General features: G+C 71.5%; 12 protein-coding genes, 1 tRNA gene and 1 rRNA gene. 1 reads left to right on the top strand and 13 read right to left on the bottom strand.

Features of this window, described 5'->3' with window-relative positions:
• Nucleotides 1-55: 55 nt before the first annotated feature.
• The 10 genes from ACH4PU_RS35590 to ACH4PU_RS35545 form a co-directional block, all read right to left on the bottom strand.
• Nucleotides 56-556, bottom strand: coding sequence for a peptidoglycan-binding protein (locus ACH4PU_RS35590; RefSeq protein ID WP_398282003.1), 501 nt, complete (start codon nucleotides 554-556; stop codon nucleotides 56-58).
• 341 nt (nucleotides 557-897) lie between these two features.
• Nucleotides 898-1,368, bottom strand: a complete 471-nt coding sequence (locus ACH4PU_RS35585) for a Dps family protein (RefSeq protein WP_185943362.1) — start codon at nucleotides 1,366-1,368, stop codon at nucleotides 898-900.
• A 266-nt stretch (nucleotides 1,369-1,634) separates the two neighbouring features.
• On the bottom strand, nucleotides 1,635-2,018 hold the full coding sequence (locus ACH4PU_RS35580; protein WP_004955592.1) for a helix-turn-helix domain-containing protein: 384 nt from the start codon (nucleotides 2,016-2,018) through the stop codon (nucleotides 1,635-1,637).
• Between the two features lie 94 nt (nucleotides 2,019-2,112).
• Complete coding sequence (locus ACH4PU_RS35575) at nucleotides 2,113-2,652, bottom strand: CinA family protein (RefSeq protein ID WP_398281998.1); 540 nt, start codon at nucleotides 2,650-2,652, stop codon at nucleotides 2,113-2,115.
• Complete coding sequence (gene pgsA, locus ACH4PU_RS35570) at nucleotides 2,649-3,275, bottom strand: CDP-diacylglycerol--glycerol-3-phosphate 3-phosphatidyltransferase (RefSeq protein ID WP_398281995.1); 627 nt, start codon at nucleotides 3,273-3,275, stop codon at nucleotides 2,649-2,651. The genes ACH4PU_RS35575 and pgsA overlap by 4 nt, the downstream gene beginning before the upstream one ends.
• Entirely contained in the window at nucleotides 3,272-4,765 is a 1,494-nt protein-coding gene (gene rimO / locus ACH4PU_RS35565) for a 30S ribosomal protein S12 methylthiotransferase RimO (protein ID WP_398281992.1), read from the bottom strand. Before rimO ends, pgsA begins: the two co-directional genes overlap by 4 nt.
• A gap of 112 nt (nucleotides 4,766-4,877) precedes the next feature.
• The gene (locus ACH4PU_RS35560) at nucleotides 4,878-5,687 is read right to left on the bottom strand and encodes a helix-turn-helix domain-containing protein (RefSeq protein WP_398281989.1); all 810 of its coding nucleotides are present in this window, start codon (nucleotides 5,685-5,687) and stop codon (nucleotides 4,878-4,880) included.
• Nucleotides 5,688-5,932: 245 nt separating this feature from the next.
• A complete protein-coding gene (locus ACH4PU_RS35555; protein WP_398281986.1) occupies nucleotides 5,933-8,632 on the bottom strand; it encodes a DNA translocase FtsK in 2,700 nt (899 codons plus the stop codon).
• Between the two features lie 121 nt (nucleotides 8,633-8,753).
• Nucleotides 8,754-9,443, bottom strand: a complete 690-nt coding sequence (locus ACH4PU_RS35550; protein WP_351508801.1) for a response regulator — start codon at nucleotides 9,441-9,443, stop codon at nucleotides 8,754-8,756.
• Between the two features lie 244 nt (nucleotides 9,444-9,687).
• Complete coding sequence (locus ACH4PU_RS35545; protein ID WP_398281982.1) at nucleotides 9,688-15,165, bottom strand: HAMP domain-containing protein; 5,478 nt, start codon at nucleotides 15,163-15,165, stop codon at nucleotides 9,688-9,690.
• A gap of 482 nt (nucleotides 15,166-15,647) precedes the next feature.
• Between ACH4PU_RS35545 and ACH4PU_RS35540 the strand changes: the two genes are divergently transcribed.
• Nucleotides 15,648-18,266 (top strand): SpoIIE family protein phosphatase, encoded by a 2,619-nt coding sequence (locus ACH4PU_RS35540; protein WP_398282027.1) that lies wholly within the window; start codon nucleotides 15,648-15,650, stop codon nucleotides 18,264-18,266.
• Between the two features lie 60 nt (nucleotides 18,267-18,326).
• Here ACH4PU_RS35540 and ACH4PU_RS35535 read toward each other — a convergent pair.
• From ACH4PU_RS35535 to rrf, 3 genes are all read right to left on the bottom strand, one after another.
• Nucleotides 18,327-18,402 (bottom strand) — tRNA-Thr (locus tag ACH4PU_RS35535).
• Nucleotides 18,403-18,469: 67 nt separating this feature from the next.
• Entirely contained in the window at nucleotides 18,470-19,180 is a 711-nt protein-coding gene (locus ACH4PU_RS35530) for a DegT/DnrJ/EryC1/StrS family aminotransferase (RefSeq protein ID WP_398281979.1), read from the bottom strand.
• 117 nt (nucleotides 19,181-19,297) lie between these two features.
• Nucleotides 19,298-19,385 (bottom strand): 5S ribosomal RNA (rrf, locus tag ACH4PU_RS35525); the annotation flags it as partial.

Below are 19,385 nucleotides of genomic sequence, written 5' to 3'. Positions count from 1 at the left end.
CGGATCCGCCCCCGGCCCGCCGTCCCCCACGCAGCGCACGCCACACCGCCTCACCTCACACGACGATCCCCTGCCGGCACACACTGACGCAGGCGTCGGCGAACCGCTGGAACGCGGCCCTGGTCTCCGGCCCGGCGACCCCGTCGATCGCCCCGCCGTACCCCCAGCCCGCGTCCCGCATCTGCCGCTGCAGCGCCATCACCGTGCCGCTCCCGACGACGCCGTCGATCGCGCCGGTGTAACCCCAGTCGTGCCGCAGCGCTCTCTGGTACGCCTGCCAACTGCCGGTCCCCAACTGCCCGTCGAGGGCGTCGGTATATCCCCAGTACTTCCTCAGCCAGCACTGGACGTTCTGCGCCTGCGCGGCGCTCAGCCCCAGGTTCTCCACCGCGAGCCGAACGGCGGGAGCCGGGCCCGCCGGCTGCCGAGCGGTGGGCGGCGCGGCGTACGGAGCGGCGGCCGCCCGGCCGGTGCCCGTGTCGACCGGGCCGGCGACGGCGAGACCGACGGCGGCGAACAGGCCGACGAGTGCCCTGACGAGAAATCGCGATCGCATGGTTTCCCCCTCCGTGTCCCGGGACCGGGAACCCGGCACGTCCGGCGATCGGATCGCCGGCCGCGTCGACGGCACCCTCGGCATCATGGTCCACGGCCTGACCGCGCGTGACCGTGGTCGTGCGGCGAAACCCTCCGAAGGAGTGCATGTCGGCACTGGCGGGACACAGCCCTACCCGAGCGACCTCACGCCCTCCGAAACACCCCCGTAGTCCCCCCAATCCCCCTTACACCTCCCGGAACAGCCCCCGAACAGACCGGAGGGCCCCCGACCGGCATCCGGTCGGAAGGCCCTCACCCGTGCCGCCCCGCGTCCGCGGGCGGCCAACACCCGGCCCCCGCTCAGGCGTTCTCCGCCTGGAACATCCAATGATGCTTCTCCAGATCGGCCGTGAGACCGATGAGGATGTCCTGGGTCACCGGGTCCGGCTCGTCGGTGTCGCGGATGCGCTCACGCATCCGGGAGATCACCGCGCCCAGTGCCTCGACCATGATGCGCACAGCGTCGACGTCCTTGTTCCAGCCGCCGCCCACGGTGTCGATGGCGCTGGTCTTGGCCACCGTCTCGGCGCGGCCGTCCGGGGCGATCCCGAGGGCGGAGGCGCGCTCGGCGACGGTGTCGGCGTGCTGCCGGGCCGTGGTCACGACCTCGTCCAGCTGGAGGTGCACCGAGCGGAAGCGCGGGCCCACGATCGTCCAGTGGACCTGCTTGGCCACGAGCGAGAGGTCCACCAGATCGACCAGGGCTCCCTGAAGGGCGTCACCGACGGTCTTGCGGTCCTGTTCGGACAGAGGGCTCTTGACGACAGACATGCGCTGCTCCTTCACCGTCGACGTCGTTTCGCTTTCCTCCGTTGCACCTACCATCCCACAGCGACTCGAAACGGGCCGGAAATACGGAGTGATGCGCCAGGTCGGGAAATACCCGCCATCAGCCGCGAAGCGGAAGATGTCACGAAACGAGAAACGTCACGAAGCGGAGAACGCACCGGTCCCCGCGGGCCACGAGGGCCCGCGGGGACCGGGGAGTCGAAAACGGAGGGACGATCGGCCGGAAGGGCCCGCCCCGCCGCCCCGCGCTACGCCGCGACCACGTCGACGGCCTCGGCGGGCGCCTTGATGGTCACGCGCTCGCCGGGAACGCCGGTCACGGACGTCACGGACACCGGGTTGAACATCGGCCGCATCGGCGCGGGTACCGGCTCGCTCGCCGCCGCCGACTGCGCCAGCTCGGCGAGCGACAGCTCGTCGCTCACCTCACGCATGACCTCGGACATCCTGACGTCCAGAGCGTCGCAGATTGCGGAGAGAAGCTCGGAGGACGCCTCTTTCTGCCCCCGCTCGACCTCGGAGAGATAGCCGAGCGAGACCCGGGCGGAAGAGGAGACCTCGCGCAGAGTGCGGCCCTGGCGTTGGCGCTGCCGACGCAGCACGTCACCGAGCAGGCGACGGAGCAGAATCATCGGTGGCTCCCTCCTTGGACCGCGAATCCGGATCCTTCACGCCCCACCGTACCGCCTCGGGGTGCGGCCGTGCGGGGAGCTATGTCGTGTTCACTCAGGGCTGCAAACATCCATTCCCCCCCTTGTGTTCCGTATCCTTTGCCCCCGCGTTCTCCGTCAATTCGTCCAGCAGCAGGCGGAGAACCGCGCGCACGCTTTCCGTCCGGATCGCTTCCCTGCCGCCGTCCAGCGCGAGCTCGCGCACCGCGCACGTACCGTCCGGGCCGGCCGCGGCGACGAAGACCGTGCCCACGGGCTTGCCGTCCTGCGGCTCGGGTCCGGCGACGCCGGTCGTGGCGAGACCCCAGTCGGCGGCCAGCAGCGTGCGGACCCCACGGGCCATCCCCCGCGCGACGTCGGCGTCGACCGCTCCGCGCGCGGCCAGCAGCCCGCCGTCGACGCCCAGCACCTCGCGCTTGACGTCGGTGGCGTACGCGGTGACCGCGCCGCGGACCGCGCGCGAGGCGCCCGGGACGGCGGTCAGCGCGGCGGCCACCAGCCCGCCGGTGAGCGATTCGGCCACCGCCACCGTCCGGCCCCGGGAGACCAGCGCGGCCAGCGCCCGCTCCGCTTCCCGCGGGACCCCGGCACTCACTGCCCGGACCCCGCGGCCCGGGCGCTCCGGCGCAGCACGATCGCCTGCCGTACGTAGTCGAGACCGGTGAGGACCGTCAAGACGACGGCCACGGCCATCACCCAGAAGCGGAGGGTGGCCAGCGGTCCCTCCAAGGCGAGGATGTACATCCCCGTGGCCACGCCCTGGGCGAGCGTCTTCATCTTCCCGCCGCGGCTGGCCGGGATCACACCGTGTTTGATCACCCAGAAGCGCATCAGCGTGATGCCGATCTCGCGGGCGAGGATCACGCCGGTGACCCACCAGGGCAGGTCGTGCAGGACGGAGAGGCAGAGCAGCGCCGCACCCATGATCGCCTTGTCGGCGATCGGGTCGGCGATCTTGCCGAAGTCGGTGACCAGGTTGTACGTGCGGGCCAGGTGTCCGTCGAACAGGTCGGTGATCATGGCGATGGCGAACGCGGCCCAGGCGAACGAGCGCCAGGCCGGGTCGTACCCGCCGTTGTGGAGCATCAGCAGCACGAAACCGGGCACCAGGAACAGGCGCCCCATGGTCAGGATGTTGGCGATGTTCCACAGCCTGACCCGCCGCACGCCCGGCGCCGCGGCGGGACGGCCCGCGGCCGATGCCGGGACTCCGCTCATCTGCCCGCCTCCTCGGTGCGTCCGCCGTCTCGGACCGGCTCCGCGACGAGGTCGACCCCCTCGCTCGCCACGACCGTGGCCACGACCATACGTCCGGGCACCGGCGGGCTGTCCAGGCCCTCGGTGAGGAGGCTGACCTGGCCGTCGGTCTCCGGCGCCTGGTGCGCGGCCCGGCCGATCACGCCGTCCTCGTCGTCCACGCGGTCGACCAGTACTTCGATTGTCTCTCCGATCCGCTCCTCGGCGCGCTGCGCGGTCAGCTCCTCGGCCAGCCGCGAGACGCGCGCCAGCCGCTCGGCGACGACCTCGGGGTCGTTCTTCCGCTCGTACCCGGCGGCCTCGGTGCCGTCCTCGTCGGAGTAGCCGAAGACGCCGATGGCGTCCAGCCGGGCCGCGATGAGGAAGCGCTCCAGCTCGGCGACGTCCTCCTCGGTCTCGCCCGGGAAGCCGACGATGAAGTTGGACCGGGCGCCGGCCTGCGGCGCCTTGGAGCGGATGGTGTCCAGCAGCTCCAGGAAGCGCTCGGTGTCGCCGAAGCGCCGCATCGCCCGGAGCACGCCGGGGGCGGAGTGCTGGAAGGACAGGTCGAAGTAGGGGGCGACCTTCTCGGTGGAGGTCAGGACGTCGATCAGGCCCGGCCGCATCTCGGCGGGCTGGAGGTAGCTGACGCGGACCCGCTCGAGGCCGTCCACCGCCGCGATCTCGGGCAGCAGCGTCTCCAGCAGCCGGATGTCGCCGAGGTCCTTGCCGTACGAGGTGTTGTTCTCGGAGACCAGCATGACCTCCTTGACGCCCTGCTCGGCGAGCCAGCGGGCCTCGCCCAGGACGTCCGAGGGGCGGCGGGAGACGAAGGAGCCGCGGAAAGAGGGGATGGCGCAGAAGGAGCAGCGGCGGTCGCAGCCGGAGGCCAGCTTGACGGAGGCCACCGGGCTGGCGCCCAGTCTGCGGCGCAGCGGCGCGCGCGGACCGGAGGCCGGGGCGATGCCCTCGGGCAGGTCCTCGGGGGCCGGCGCGGGCGCCTCCTGGGCGTGGCCGGGGAGCGCGACGGCGGCGTCCTGCCGCGCGGCGGGGCTGATCGGCAGCAGCTTCCGGCGGTCACGGGGGGTGTGGGAGGCGTGGACGCCGCCCGAGAGGATGGTCTGGAGCCGGTCGGAGATGTCGGCGTAGTCGTCGAAGCCGAGCACGCCGTCGGCCTCGGGCAGGGCCTCGGCGAGCTCCTTGCCGTACCGCTCGGCCATGCAGCCGACGGCGACCACGGCCTGGGTGCGGCCATGATCCTTGAGATCGTTCGCCTCCAGGAGGGCGTCGACGGAGTCCTTCTTGGCGGCTTCGACGAAACCGCAGGTGTTGACGACGGCCACGTCGGCGTCGGCGGCGTCCTCGACGAGGTCCCAGCCGTCCGCCGCCAGACGGCCTGCCAGCTCCTCCGAGTCCACCTCGTTACGGGCGCAGCCAAGTGTGACAAGAGCGACGGTACGGCGTTCGGGCATAGGGCTCAGCCTACTTTGTCCGGGCGCCGCTTCCGCTGCCGAGTGGCCGCCCGGTGCGGAGAGCCTGGTCACCCACCGGCTCTCCGCCCCGGGACCTGGGGAACGGGCCCGGTCAGCCGGCCGCCGGGTCGCCCTTGGTGTAGCTCAGCCGCTGCACCTGGCCGTCGTCCCCGACGTTCTTGATCTCCTTGCCGTTGACGAACAGCTGGACCGCCCCGGCGTTGCCGAGCACCAGGTCGATGCGGTTGCTGTCGGTGAAGGTCTTGGAGGCCCCGCGCTGGAGGACGCCTTCCTCCAGCAGCTTGCCGTTGTGGTCCTTCGCCGACATCCAGGTCTGGTCGCGTTCGGCGGTGAGCTTGACGGTGACCTTGTTGGCCGGGGCGCCGGCGATGGCGCTGTCGGACGGCTCCGGCTTGGCGTCGGCCGGCCGGTTGGGCGGTGCCTTCGCGGGGGCCTTGGACGGCTTGGCCGACGCCTGCCCGGCCTCGACGGCGTCGTCCCGGCCGCCGGCGCCCCCGTTGAACAGGGTGAACCCGACGAAGCCGACGACGGCGACGATCGCCGCGACCATGGCGGCGGTCCAGTTGGGCCGCCGCGGCTCGGGACGGATCCGTTCCGCCTCGAAGACCGGGGCCGCCCGGCTCGGCCGGGGGCGCCCGCCGTGCTCGGCGTCGTACTGCTCGACGAGGTGGGTGGGATCGAGGCCGGCGGCGCGCGCCAGCGTGCGGATATGTCCTCGGGCGTAGACGTGCCCGCCGCAGCGGGAGAAGTCGTCCTGTTCGATCGCGTGCACGATCGGGATGCGCACGCGGGTCGTCGTGCTGATCTGGTCGACGGTCAGCCCGGCCTGGATCCGGGCCTGCTGGAGAGCGCGGCCGACGGACGGCCGGTCGTCTTCCGGGGGTGAGTTGCCGATGGACACGTGGGCGCCTTTCGAGCGTGCAGCCACCTGCTGGAAGTTCAGTCTAGGGGGGACGCAAAAGGGTCCGGCAAGCGGGAAGCCGGTCTTTGTAGGCCATCAGAAGACCCGGGCCTCAGACGGCTCTGCCGTACCGGCCGCGGCACATCGTCCCTCCTTCCCGCGGGCACCACGCGGGCCCCGGGAAACGCCGGAGCGATCCCGGGAAGGGAGCCGGCCGGGAGCGGCGCGCCCGCCCCGGCCGTCCGTCAGCCGGCGGTCTCCCCGCGGATCAGTGCGAGGACTCCGTCCAGCTCGTCCGGCTTGACGAGCACGTCCCGGGCCTTCGACCCCTCGCTCGGGCCCACGATGTTGCGCGACTCCATCAGGTCCATGAGCCTGCCCGCCTTGGCGAATCCCACACGCAGTTTGCGCTGGAGCATCGACGTGGAGCCGAACTGGGTGGAGACCACCAGTTCGGCGGCCTGGCACAGCAGGTCGAGGTCGTCGCCGATGTCCTCGTCGATCTCCTTCTTCCGGGCGGAGCCGACCGTGACGTCGTCCCGGAAGACCGGTGCCATCTGGTCCTTGCAGTGCTTGACGACGGCGGCGACCTCGGCCTCGCTGACGAAGGCGCCCTGGAGCCGGACCGGCTTGTTGGCGCCCATCGGCAGGAAGAGGCCGTCGCCCTTGCCGATCAGCTTCTCGGCGCCGGGCTGGTCGAGGATGACGCGGCTGTCGGCGAGCGAGGAGGTGGCGAAGGCGAGGCGGGAGGGGACGTTGGCCTTGATGAGGCCGGTGACGACGTCCACGGAGGGCCGCTGGGTGGCCAGCACCAGGTGGATGCCGGCGGCCCGCGCGAGCTGGGTGATCCGGACGATGGAGTCCTCGACGTCGCGCGGCGCCACCATCATCAGGTCGGCGAGCTCGTCCACGATGACCAGCAGGTACGGGTACGGTGCCAGCTCGCGTCCGCTGCCCGGCGGCGGCTCGACCTTGCCCTGCCGCACCGCCGCGTTGAAGTCGTCGATGTGCCGGAAGCCGTAGGCGGCCAGGTCGTCGTAGCGCAGGTCCATCTCGCGGACGACCCACTGCAGGGCCTCGGCCGCCCGCTTGGGGTTGGTGATGATCGGGGTGATCAGGTGCGGGATGCCCTCGTAGGCGGTCAGTTCGACGCGCTTGGGGTCGACCAGCACCATCCGGACCTCCTCCGGGGTGGCCCGCACCATCAGCGAGGTGATGAGGCAGTTGATGCAGGACGACTTTCCGGAACCGGTGGCACCGGCGACCAGGACGTGCGGCATCTTCGCCAGGTTGGCCATCACATAGCCGCCCTCGACGTCCTTGCCCAGCGCCACGAGCATCGGGTGGCCGTCACCGGCGGCGTCCGCCAGCCGCAGCACGTCGCCCAGGTTGACCATCTCGCGGTCGGTGTTGGGGATCTCGATGCCGACGGCGGACTTGCCGGGGATGGGGCTGATGATGCGGACGTCCGGGCTGGCCACGGCGTAGGCGATGTTCTTGGTGAGGGCGGTGATGCGCTCGACCTTGACCGCGGGGCCGAGCTCGACCTCGTACCGGGTGACCGTCGGGCCGCGGGTGAAGCCGGTGACGGCCGCGTCGACCTTGAACTCCGCGAAAACCGTGGTCAGGGCGGCCACTATGGCGTCGTTGGCGGCGCTGCGCGCCTTGCCCGGCCCGCCGCGCTCCAGCAGGTCCAGGGAGGGCAGGGCGTACGTGATGTCCCCGGCGAGCTGGAGCTGTTCGGCGCGCGGGGGGAGGCCGGCCGGCGGCTCGGGGGCGGGCTTGGTGAGGTCGGGGACGGCCACGGTGGGCGCGGTGTCGTCCCGGCCGGAGGGCACGGGGAGCGTCCGCTCGGTGTCCTGCCGGATGCCGCTGCTGAGCCCGGCGATGAGCGGTGACGGCTGGACGCCGTGCAGCACCGCGCCGTCCAGGTCCACGGCGGCGGCCGCCGCGAGGTCCACGGCGTCCGGGCCGGCCTTCTTGGCGGGCGTCTTCCGGGCGCGCTTGCGCCCCTCCAGCGCGGCCTGCTCGGCGGCCTCGACGCCGTCCGGCTCCGCGGCGGACCGGCTCGCGGCGGCACGGCGGGGGCGCTTGGGCGGCGCCTCGCGCCACTCGGCGGCATAGTCCTCGGTGTCCTCGGCCGCCTGGTCCGCGTACTCACCGGGGTACGGTTCGAGCACCCCGAGCCGTATCGCCAGCTGCCGCAGCCGCCGGGGGATGGCGTTGACGGGCGTGGCGGTGACGACCAGCAGGCCGAAAATGGTGAGCAGCACCAGCAGCGGTACGGCGAGGACGTCGCCGACGGTGAAGACCAGCGGCTTGGACGCGGCCCAGCCGATGAGGCCGCCCGCGTCCTGCAGGGCCTGTGATCCCTCGCCGCGGCCGGGTGTCCCGCAGGCCACGTGGACCTGGCCGAGGACGCCGGTGACCAGGGCCGACAGGCCGATGACGATCCGTCCGTTGGCCTCGGGCCGCTCGGGGTGGCGGAACAGCCGGATCGCCACGATGCCCAGGAGTATCGGCACGACCAGGTCCAGCCGCCCGAACGCACCGGTCACCAGCATCCGCACCAGCTCGCCCACCGGCCCCTCCAGCCCCGACCAGGTGCCCGCGGCGACGATCAGGGCCAGGCCGAGGAGGAGCAGCGCGACGCCGTCCTTGCGGTGCGCGGGGTCGAGGCTGCGGGCGCCGCGGCCGACGCCCCGGAAAAGGGCGCCGACGCCGTGCGCCAGGCCGCGGCCGGCGCGGCCGGCCATGGACGGGCGGGGCGGCGCCGCCTTCTTGGCGGGTGCCTTGCGCGCCGGCCGGGCCGCGGGCCGCTTCTGGACGGGTTTCGCCGCGCTCTTCTTGGCGGGCGGCTTGGCGGCGGCTCCCCCGGCGCGTCCGGTGCGCTGCCTGGTGCCCGCCGTGCTCTGGGAACCCTTGCCGGACGTACGTGAGGCCATGGTGCCGAGGTTACCGTCGTCGGGCGGGCGGGACACGTGGGCCCGGGCGTTCGTCCGTTCGTGTCATGGCCGGGCACGACCACGGCTGACACACCGTCAGACGTCTTCCGGCCTCCGGCCGTCAGCTCTGCGAGGCCACCGGCGGCACATTACTGCCCGTGCCGGGCTCCAGGGCGTCCAGGGCCCGCCGCAGGCCGTTGAGCTTGCGCTCCAAGTGGGCGGCGGTGGCCACCGCGGCGGCGTCGGCCGACTCGTCCAACTGTTTGGAGAGCGCCTCGGCCTGCTCCTCGACGGCGGCGAGCCGCGCGGAGAGCTCCGCGAGCAGCCCGGCGGTCTCCGGGGGTTCGCCGACGGCGGGGCGGCCGGCGCCCTGGCCGTTCTCCATCTGGAGGCGCAGCAGGGCGGCCTGCTCCCGTAGCTGGCAGTTCTTCATGTACAGCTCGACGAAGACCGAGACCTTCGCGCGCAGCACCCAGGGGTCGAACGGCTTGGAGATGTAGTCCACCGCGCCGGCCGCGTAGCCGCGGAAGGTGTGGTGCGGGCCGTGGTTGATGGCCGTGAGGAAGATGATCGGGATGTCCCGCGTCCGCTCCCGGCGCTTGATGTGCGCCGCGGTCTCGAACCCGTCCATGCCCGGCATCTGGACGTCCAGCAGGATCACCGCGAAGTCGTCCGTCAGCAGCGCCTTGAGCGCCTCCTCCCCTGACGATGCCCGCACCAGTGTCTGATCGAGCGCCGAGAGGATCGCCTCCAGCGCCAGCAGATTTTCCGGCCGGTCATCGACCAGGAGGATCTTGGCCTTCTGCACCATGGCCCGTCCTCCTCGCCCCGGAAGTGCACCGGGCGCCGCCCCAGGGGACGACTCCCTTGCGCCGCCCGTCCTTGTGCCGGTCATGGTAGCCGCACCCCGCCTGTCACCACACCCTGTCACCGCGATGTCACTGTGCACGTAGCGGAAACGCGGCACGGGACGTGAAAGTTCCCGGAATGCCGCGGTCCCACACCTCGTCGGCCACTCCCGGTCAGGAAAACGGGGAGGATCGATCCGGAGTCCGTCACTCTGCGCTCATGTACTGCTTCATCACCGTCAACAGTTGATCAGTATCGACCGGCTTGGTCACGTAGTCGGAAGCCCCCGCCTCGATGCTCTTCTCCCGGTCGCCCTTCATCGCCTTCGCGGTGAGCGCGATGATCGGCAGCTCGGCGAACTGCGGCATCTTGCGGATCGCCGCCGTGGTCGCGTACCCGTCCATCTCCGGCATCATGATGTCCATCAGGACCACCACCACGTCGTCGTGCTGCTCCAGCACCTCGATGCCCTCGCGCCCGTTCTCCGCGTAGAGCACCGTCAGCCCGTGCTGCTCCAGCACGCTGGTGAGGGCGAACACGTTGCGGATGTCGTCGTCGACGATCAGCACCTTCTCGCCGTGGAACGAGCCGGTGAACCCGGGGGTCTCCGTCGTACCGCCGTCCTCGACCCACTCCTCCCGCGGCGCGGCCGGCACCGGCTGCCGCGGCCCGTCCGCACCGCCCGCCGGGACCGCCCCCGCGGACGCCGCGCCCTGGCCGGCCGCCGCCTGCGCGGCCCGCCGGCGGCGCAGGAACAGCCCGGCCGCGCCGCGCGCCGGCGGCTCGCCGCCGTGCCGGTCCGCGGCCGCCCCGCCGCCCGGCGGCAGGGCCCGCTGCTCGGTGTTCTCCCCGCCGGGCAGCTGCGGGAAGCCCTCGGCCGCCGGCTCGGCCGCGTCGAGCGGGAGGTAGAGGGTGAACGTGGACCCCCGGCCCGGCTCGCTCGCCGCGTGGATCTCGCCGCCCAGCAGCCGGGCGATCTCGCGGCTGATCGACAGGCCGAGGCCGGTGCCGCCGTACTTGCGGCTGGTCGTGCCGTCGGCCTGCTTGAACGCCTCGAAGATGACGCGCATCTTGCTCGCGGCGATGCCGATGCCGGTGTCCGTCACCGAGAAGGCGATCAGCTCGCCGTCCGGGTCGCGCAGCGCGCCCGCCTCCAGCAGCTGCTCGCGGATCGAGTCCGGGACGTCCGCGCCGGCCGGCCTGATGACCAGTTCGACGGCCCCCGAGTCGGTGAACTTGACCGCGTTCGACAGCAGGTTGCGCAGCACCTGGAGGAGGCGCTGCTCGTCGGTGTGCAGGGTGGCCGGCAGCTCCGGCGAGACCCGGACCGAGAAGTCGAGCCCCTTCTCCGCCGTCAGCGGCCGGAAGGTGGCCTCCACGTAGTCGACGAGCTGCACCAGGGCGATCCGGGTCGGGCTGACGTCCATCTTGCCCGCCTCGACCTTCGACAGGTCGAGGATGTCGTTGATCAGCTGGAGCAGGTCGGACCCGGCCCCGTGGATCGTCTCGGCGAACTCCACCTGCTTCGGCGAGAGGTTGCCGTCCGCGTTGTCCGCCAGCAACTTGGCCAGGATCAGCAGCGAGTTGAGCGGCGTGCGCAGCTCGTGCGACATGTTGGCCAGGAACTCGGACTTGTAGCGCATGGAGACCGCGAGCTGCTCGGCCCGCTCCTCCAGCACCTGCCGGGCCTCCTCGATCTCCGTGTTCTTGACCTCGATGTCCCGGTTCTGCCGGGCCAGCCGGTCGGACTTCTCCTCCAGCTCGGCGTTGGAGATCTCCAGCGCCTTCTGCCGGTTCTCCAGCTCCGCCGACCGCTCGCGCAGCTGCTCGGTGAGCTCCTGCGACTGCCTGAGCAGCATCTCCGTCTTGGTGTTGACGCTGATGGTGTTGACGCTGGTGCCGATCATCTCGGCGATCTGGCTGAGGAAGTCCCGCTGGATCTGCGTGAACCGCTTGAACGAGGCCAGCTCGATGACCCCGAGCACCTGTCCCTCGAACAGCACCGGCAGCACGATCACATGGGCAGGCGGCGCCTCCCCCAGCCCGGAGGCGATCTTCAGATAGCCGGAGGGCACGTTCTCCACCAGGATCGTGCGCTTCTCCTTGGCCGCGGTGCCGATCAGCGACTCACCGGGCCGGAAGGAGGTCGGCATCGAGCCCATCGAGTAGCCGTACGAACCGAGCATCCGCAGCTCGTACGCGTCCTCGCCGCTCTCCCCCTCGGCCGCCGGCATCGCCAGGAAGAAGGCGCCGTGCTGGGCGTCCACGACGGGCGTCAGCTCGCTCATGATGAGCTGCGCGACGTCCTCCAGGTCCCGGCGGCCCTGCATCAGGCCGGAGATCCGGGCCAGGTTGCCCTTCAGCCAGTCCTGCTCCTTGTTGGCCAGGGTGGTCGAGCGCAGGTTGACGATCATCGTGTTGATGTTGTCCTGGAGCTCCAGGATCTCGCCGGCCGCGTCCACGTTGATCCGCATGTCCAGGTCGCCGCGGGTCACCGCCGTCGCCACCTTGGCGATCGCCCGCACCTGCCGGGTCAGGTTCCCGGCCATCTCGTTGACGGACTCGGTGAGGTCGCGCCAGGTGCCGTCCACGTCGCGGACCCGCGCCTGGCCGCCCAGCTGCCCCTCCGTGCCCACTTCCCGGGCCACCCGCGTGACCTGGTCGGCGAACGACGACAGCTGGTCGACCATCGTGTTGATGGTCGTCTTCAGCTGGAGGATCTCGCCCCGGGCGTCGATATCGATCTTCTTGGTGAGATCGCCCTGGGCGATGGCGGTGGTGACCATCGCGATGTTGCGGACCTGGCCGGTGAGGTTGGAGGCCATCGAGTTCACCGACTCGGTGAGGTCCTTCCAGGTGCCGCTGACGCCCGGCACCCGCGCCTGGCCGCCCAGCCGGCCCTCCGTGCCGACCTCCCGCGCGACCCGCGTCACCTCGTCGGCGAACGACGACAGCGTGGTCACCATGGTGTTGACGGTGTCGGCGAGCTGCGCCACCTCGCCGCGCGCCTCTACGGTGATCTTCTTGGTGAGGTCGCCGTTGGCGACCGCGCCGGCCACCTGGGAGATGTTGCGCACCTGACTGGTCAGGTTGTTGGCCATCAGGTTGACGTTGTCGGTGAGGTCCTTCCAGATGCCGGTCACGTCCCGGACCCGCGCCTGACCGCCGAGCTGCCCCTCGGTGCCGACCTCACGCGCCACCCGCGTCACCTGCTCGGCGAAGTCCGACAGCTGGTCGACCATGGTGTTGACGGTGGTGACCAGCTCCAGGATCTCGCCCTTGGCGTCGACCGTGATCTTCTTCGAGAGGTCGCCCATGGCCACCGCCGTCGTCACCTCGGCGATGTTCCGCACCTGGGACGTCAGGTTGTTGGCCATGAAGTTGACGGACTGGGTGAGGTCCTTCCAGGTGCCCGAGACACCCTTCACCTCGGCCTGGCCGCCGAGGATGCCCTCGGTGCCGACCTCCCGGGCCACCCGGGTCACCTGCTCGGCGAACGAGGAGAGCTGGTCGACCATCGTGTTGAGGGTGTTCTTCAGCTCCAGGATCTCGCCGCGCGCGTCGACGTCGATCTTCTGCGACAGGTCGCCGCGCGCCACCGCCGTCGCGACCTGGGCGATGTTGCGCACCTGGGCGGTCAGGTTGCCGGCCATGCCGTTGACGGAGTCGGTGAGGTCCCGCCAGACGCCCGCGACGCCCGGCACCTGCGCCTGACCCCCGAGCCGGCCCTCCGTACCGACCTCCCGGGCCACCCGCGTGACCTGGTCGGCGAAGGCCGAGAGCTGGTCGACCATGGTGTTGATGGTGTTCTTGAGCTCCAGGATCTCGCCGCGCGCGTCGACGTCGATCTTCTGGGAGAGGTCACCGCGCGCCACGGCCGTGGTCACCTGGGCGATCTGCCGCACCTGAGAGGTGAGGTTGCCCGCCATGAAGTTGACGGAGTCGGTCAGCTCCTTCCAGGTGCCGCTGACCCCGTCCACCCGCGCCTGCCCGCCGAGCCGCCCCTCGGTGCCGACGTCCCGCGCCATCCGGGTCACCTGGTCCGCGAACGACGACAGTTGGTCCACCATCGTGTTGACGGTGTTCTTCAGCTGGAGCATCTCGCCGGACACTTCGACGGTGACCTTCTGCCCGAGGTCGCCGTTGGCGACGGCCGTGGTCACCTGCGCGATATTGCGCACCTGTCCGGTCAGGTTGCGGAACGCCGTGTTGACGGAGTCCGTCAAGTCCTTCCACGTCCCGGCCGCCCCCGGCACCTGCGCCTGGCCGCCGAGCTCGCCCTCCACGCCGATCTCCCGCGCCACGCGCGTCACTTCGCCACTGAAGGACTGGAGCTGATCGACCATCGTGTTGACGGTGTTCTTCAACTCCAGCATCTCGCCCGAGACGTCGACCGTGACCTTCTGGCCCAGATCGCCGTTGGCGACCGCCGTCGTCACCTGCGCGATGTCCCGCACCTGTCCGGTGAGATTCCGGAACGCCGTGTTGACGGAGTCCGTCAGATCCTTCCACGTCCCCGCCGCGCCCGGCACCTGCGCCTGGCCGCCCAGCAGCCCCTCGGCGCCGATCTCGCTGGCCACGCGCGTCACCTCGTCGGCGAACGTGCGCAGCGTCTCCGTCATCTGATTGATCGTCTCGGCGAGCTGCGCGATCTCGCCGCGCGCGCTCACCGTCACCTTCTGCGACAGGTCACCGTTGGCGACCGCCGTGGTGACCTGCGCGATGCCGCGCACCTGGGCGGTGAGATTCCCGGCCATCAGGTTGACGGAGTCGGTGAGGTCCTTCCAGACGCCCGCGACGCCCGGCACCTGGGCCTGGCCGCCGAGCTCCCCCTCGGTGCCCACCTCCCGGGCCACCCGCGTGACCTCGGAGGCGAAGGACGACAGCTGGTCCACCATCGTGTTGACGGTGTTCTTCAGCTCCAGCATCTCCCCGGCCACGTGCACCGTGACCTTCCGGGACAGATCGCCCTTGGCGACCGCCGTCGTCACCAGCGCGATGTCCCGCACCTGGGCGGTCAGCCGCGACGCCATGGTGTTGACGGAGTCCGTGAGGTCCTTCCACGAACCGGACATCCCGCGCACCCGCGCCTGCCCGCCGAGCTTGCCCTCGGTACCGACCTCGCTGGCCACCCGTGTCACCTCGTCGGTGAACGCGGAGAGCTGGTCCACCAGCCCGTTGACGGTCCGCCCCACCTTGAGGAACTCGCCGCGCAGCGGGTGCGCCGAACCGTCGGCCGCGTGCGACCGCAGGTCCATCCGCTGCTCCAGGTCGCCCTCGGCCACCGCCGACAGCACCCGGCCGACCTCCGACACCGGTCGCACCAGATCGTCGACCAGGGCGTTGGAGGCGTCGATCGCCGCGGCCCAGGCCCCCTCGCAGGAGCCGACCTCCAGCCGCTCGGTGAGCTTGCCCTCCCGCCCGACGACCCGGCGCACCCGCGCCAGCTCGCCGGTGAGCTGCAGATTCCGGTCCGCGACCTCGTTGAAGACGGCCGCGATCTCGGACATCACCCCGTCGCCGGAGATCGTCAGACGGCGCCGGAAGTTCCCGTCCCGCATCGCCTCCAGCGCCCCCAGCAGGCGGTACAGCGCGGCGCTGTCCACCTCCGTCGTCCCCTGGGGCCGGGACCGTCCGCCCTTCGCGCGCGCGCTCGTGCCCCGCGTCGCTCCGCCAGACTCCACCGTGTCCCTCCCGCAGGGTCGCTGATCCTCGTAGGGGTTTTCGCTTCCAGCTTTCCCAGTGTTTCACTGAAGCGCACCGGGGCGGCTGCCCGTCAGAGCGTAACCAGGTGACGGGACAGCTCGTTAAAGATGAACAGGAAAACCTGACTCACGCTTGCCGGAGCTTCGGCGGAACCGCACATACCGACGGCACTTTCCTCTTCCCCGTACGCCCCCTACCCAGAAGCCGTCCCCGCAGACCACACGGCCCCCGACCGCTTCCGCACCCCCTTGATTCCAAGGGGAAAGCGCGTACGGTTCCGCTCCCGTCCGCCCCCCTTCCACACCCCCGCATTTCCTACGGGATTCGCCGCTCGCGTTCCCCGTCCTTCCCCCATCGTTCCCCATCCCCTCTGCCGACGGTTTAGCCTGGCGGACGAATCGTCGTCATGGGAATCGGGCACAGGACTCGGGGGAGCGATGAGAGGCCAATGGGGAGTGCTGTGATCACCGCGCGGGCAGCCGCCACCTTCGAGCCGGTCGGGCGCTCGGTCGCCGCTGCCCGGGCCTTCGTCCGGGACACCCTCCAGGGGTGGGGATTCCCCGACGTCATCGACGACGCGGTGGTGCTGACCAGCGAACTGGTCACCAACGCCGTCGTCCACGCCGGCACCTCCGCCGACGTCCTCTGCGTCAGGACGGACGCGGGCGTCCGCATCGAGGTCAGCGACCGCTACCCCGAACGTGAGCTTCCGCTCCAGACGCCCACCCGCCAGTTCGGCGGCCTGGACCGCGAGGGCGGCCGCGGACTGATGCTCTGCACCGCCCTCGCCGCCTGCTGGGGCGTCGAATACGGCGCCACCCAGAAGAAGGTCTGGTTCCGCCTCGACCTCGACGACCGCCCCGCCGGCACCCGCTCGGCCGGCCCCGCCCTGCCCGTCGAGGCCCTCCCCGTCGCCGACCCCCGGGTCCGCGTCGCGGTCGTCCAGATCGACGGCACCGGCGGCATCAGCGCCTGGAACGACGACGCCGCGCACCTCTTCGGCTACACCGCCGACCAGGTGACCGGCAAACCCCTCGCCGACCTCGCCGCCTGGCCGCACACCCCCGGCACCTCCACCGGCATCGCCGAGGCCCTCCGCCTCTCCCGCTGGGAGGGCTCGTACGGGATAAGGGGCGCCGACGGCCGCGTCATCCCCGTCTACGCCTCCCACCTGCGCGTCCGCGACAACGAGGGCGCGCCCTCGACGGTCTGCCTGCTGGTCCGCGACGAGGAGCGGGCCGTGCTGCAGAGCCCGCCGCGCTCCTCCGGCGCCGACGCCTCGACGGACCGCGGCACCGCCGCCGACCCCTTCGAGGTCTTCATCGGCTCCCCCGCCCCCGACGACCTCGACGGCCTGCTCCAGCGCACCGTCGAACGCGCCCGCGACATGCTCGACGGCGACGCCGCCTACCTCCTCCTCGCCACCGACGACGAGACCGAGCTGGAGGTACGGGCCTCCACCGGCCTGCCCTCCGCCCGGCAGCGCTTCGCCCGCGTCCCCGTCGAGGCCGGCACCGGCCGCTACGGCTCCGCCCGGCTGCCCTCCGTCCACGACGACCTCAACGCGGTCCCCGGGGCCGTACCCCTGCTCACCGACACCGGCCTCCGTTCCGTCGTCACCGTCCCGCTCAAGGTCGAGGGCCGCCTCACCGGCTCGCTCGGCGTCGCCGCCGAAGCCCCGCACCGGTACGGCAACGAGGAGGCGCTACGGCTCCAGTTCGCCGCCGACCGGATCGCCCTCGCCGTCGAGTCCGCCCGCCTCGGCGAACTCGAACGGCTGCGCCGCGGCTCGCTGTCCTTCCTCGTCGAAGCGTCCGACCTGCTGGCCGGCACCCTGGACCGGGACCAGACGCTGGCCCTGATGGCCCAGATGACCGTCCCGACCCTGGCCACCTGGTGCGCCGTCTACACCATCGCCGACCAGTCCTCCGAGCCGGAGCTCTCCTACGTCCTGCACGAGGACGAGGACCTCATCGACGGTCTCAAGGCGCTGCTGGCCAAGGTCGCCCCGCCGGACCCCGTCCCCACCCCCGGCGCCCGCATCTGGACGGCCCCCGCCCGGGCGGCGCACTCGGAGGCGCTGCGCAGCTCGCTGCGGAGCGTGGGGCTCACCGACGTCCCGGAATCCTCACCCGCCCCCGGCGTCTCGCTCACCACGGCGGCGGCGGTCGGCGGCGAGACCGTGGTGCTGCCCCTGGTGGCCCGCAACCGCGTGATCGGCATGCTCACCCTCGGCAAGCCGACCGACGACCACTTCCGCCAGGAGATCGTCGAGCTCGCCGAGGACCTGTCCCGCCGGGCCGCGCTGGCCCTGGACAACGCCCGCCTCTACAGCGAGCGCACGGCGATCAGCCAGAGCCTCCAGCGCAGCCTGCTCCCACCGGGCCTGCCGGACGTGCCGGGCGTCGAGGTGGACGTCATCTACCGCGCGGCGGGCGAGGGCAACGAGGTCGGCGGCGACTTCTACGACCTCTTCCCGATCCGGGACGGCGCGTACGGCTTCGCCATCGGCGACGTCTGCGGCACCGGCCCGGAGGCCGCGGCCGTCACCGGACTGGCCCGGCACGCCCTGCGCCTGCTGGCCCGGGAGGGCTTCGGCGGCCCCGCGGTCCTGGAGCGCCTCAACGCGGCCATCCTGGACGAGGGCGCCCGCAGCCGCTTCCTCACCCTGCTGTACGGCGAGCTGTGGCCGCAGGAGGACGGCAGCGCCCTCCTCAAGGTCGTCTGCGCCGGCCACCCGCTCCCCCTGCGGCTGCGCCCGGACGGCACGGTGGAGCCGGCGGCCGACCCGCAGCCGCTGCTGGGCGTCATGGACGACCTGGAGCTGTACGAGCAGCCGGTCACCCTGGACCCGGGCGACGTCCTGCTGTGCGTCACGGACGGCGTCACCGAGCGCCGCGAGGGCTCGCGCATGCTGGGCGACGACGGTCTCGCCGACGTCCTCGCGACCTGCACGGGTCTGAACGCGGGCGCGGTCTCGGCGCGCATCCTCCGCGCGGTGGAGCGCTTCGCGGCCGAGCCGCCGTCCGACGACATGGCGATCCTGGCCATGCGGATGCCGGAGCGGCCGACGGAGTGAGCCCCAGGGCCCTCAGGGGTATGGAAAAGGCCCCCGCCGTGAGGCGGGGGCCTTTTCTTGTGGAGCCCCAAAACGGAATCGAACCGTTGACCTTCTCCTTACCATGGAGACGCTCTGCCGACTGAGCTATTGGGGCCGGCAACGAGATAAAGCATACCGGATGCTCGGACGTACTTTTGACCATCCGGCCGCCTTCCCGCCGGTCAGGCGGCGACGTCGTACGGCAGGAGCCCGCCCAACGCGTTGCAGGCGGCCACCACATGACGCAGTTCCCGACGCGTCATGCCGGCGTCGACGGGCAGGGCGAGGCACTGCTCCGCGGCCCGCTCGGTCTCGGGGAGGCTCAGGTCCCTCACATCCCGCGCGTACGCCGGCGTCCGGTGCATGGGCGTGGTGACGGGTACGGAGCACCGCACGCCGCGCGCCCGCAGGGCCCGCGCGAAGGCGTCGCGGTCCGGCCGTCCGTTGCCGGGGACGCGGACGACGTAGGAGTGGTAGCGGTGTTCGACGCCGGGCGCGGTGCGGGGCGTCAGGACTCCAGTCAGCCTGCCGTCCAGGTAGGCGGCGTGGTGCCGGCGCCGCTGGAGCGCTTCGGCGGAATCGGCGGGCCGCTGTCCGACGTGCGGGATGACGGGCAACGGCCGGGCGCCGGCGAGGGCCTGAAGGGCCGTCACGTCGGCGGGGTGGCCGAAGACGTCCAGGGGGACGATCGCGGCGGTGCGTTCCCCGATCGCCTCGGCGACGGAGGCCGGCGCGAGGCAGTAGCTCCAGGCGTCGATGTCCGCGAACACCGGCGCGGCTCCGACGGCCCGTACGGCCTCGACTACGTCGGTGGTGCCGTACGAGGGCACGATCACCTCGTCACCGATACCGACGCCGGCCGCTGCCAGGAGGTCTGCTGTCCTTGTCCCCATACTCCCATGATGGTGGCACGACGTTAACCGTGCATGACACTCCGTATTTCTTTGGGAAAACAAAAAAGCTCTGGCGTCTGAACCGAGGTTCAAACACCAGAGCTTTTCTGAAATTTAGTTCGGCGGCGTCCTACTCTCCCACACGGTCCCCCATGCAGTACCATCGGCGCTGAAAGGCTTAGCTTCCGGGTTCGGAATGTAACCG

Source organism: Streptomyces sp. NPDC021100, assembly GCF_044333095.1.
Lineage (GTDB): Bacteria > Actinomycetota > Actinomycetes > Streptomycetales > Streptomycetaceae > Streptomyces.
Note: the sequence above shows the minus strand (reverse complement) of the source record. Positions and strands in the feature narration are given on the sequence as shown.

What these genes read in the sequence shown, in the direction of transcription:
- ACH4PU_RS35590 (WP_398282003.1), bottom strand. Translation starts at nt 556, where the DNA reads ATGCGATCGCGATTTCTCGTCAGGGCACTCGTCGGCCTGTTCGCCGCC.
- ACH4PU_RS35585 (WP_185943362.1), bottom strand. Translation starts at nt 1,368, where the DNA reads ATGTCTGTCGTCAAGAGCCCTCTGTCCGAACAGGACCGCAAGACCGTC.
- ACH4PU_RS35580 (WP_004955592.1), bottom strand. Translation starts at nt 2,018, where the DNA reads ATGATTCTGCTCCGTCGCCTGCTCGGTGACGTGCTGCGTCGGCAGCGC.
- pgsA (WP_398281995.1), bottom strand. Translation starts at nt 3,275, where the DNA reads ATGAGCGGAGTCCCGGCATCGGCCGCGGGCCGTCCCGCCGCGGCGCCG.
- rimO (WP_398281992.1), bottom strand. Translation starts at nt 4,765, where the DNA reads ATGCCCGAACGCCGTACCGTCGCTCTTGTCACACTTGGCTGCGCCCGT.
- ACH4PU_RS35555 (WP_398281986.1), bottom strand. Translation starts at nt 8,632, where the DNA reads ATGGCCTCACGTACGTCCGGCAAGGGTTCCCAGAGCACGGCGGGCACC.
- ACH4PU_RS35550 (WP_351508801.1), bottom strand. Translation starts at nt 9,443, where the DNA reads ATGGTGCAGAAGGCCAAGATCCTCCTGGTCGATGACCGGCCGGAAAAT.
- ACH4PU_RS35530 (WP_398281979.1), bottom strand. Translation starts at nt 19,180, where the DNA reads ATGGGGACAAGGACAGCAGACCTCCTGGCAGCGGCCGGCGTCGGTATC.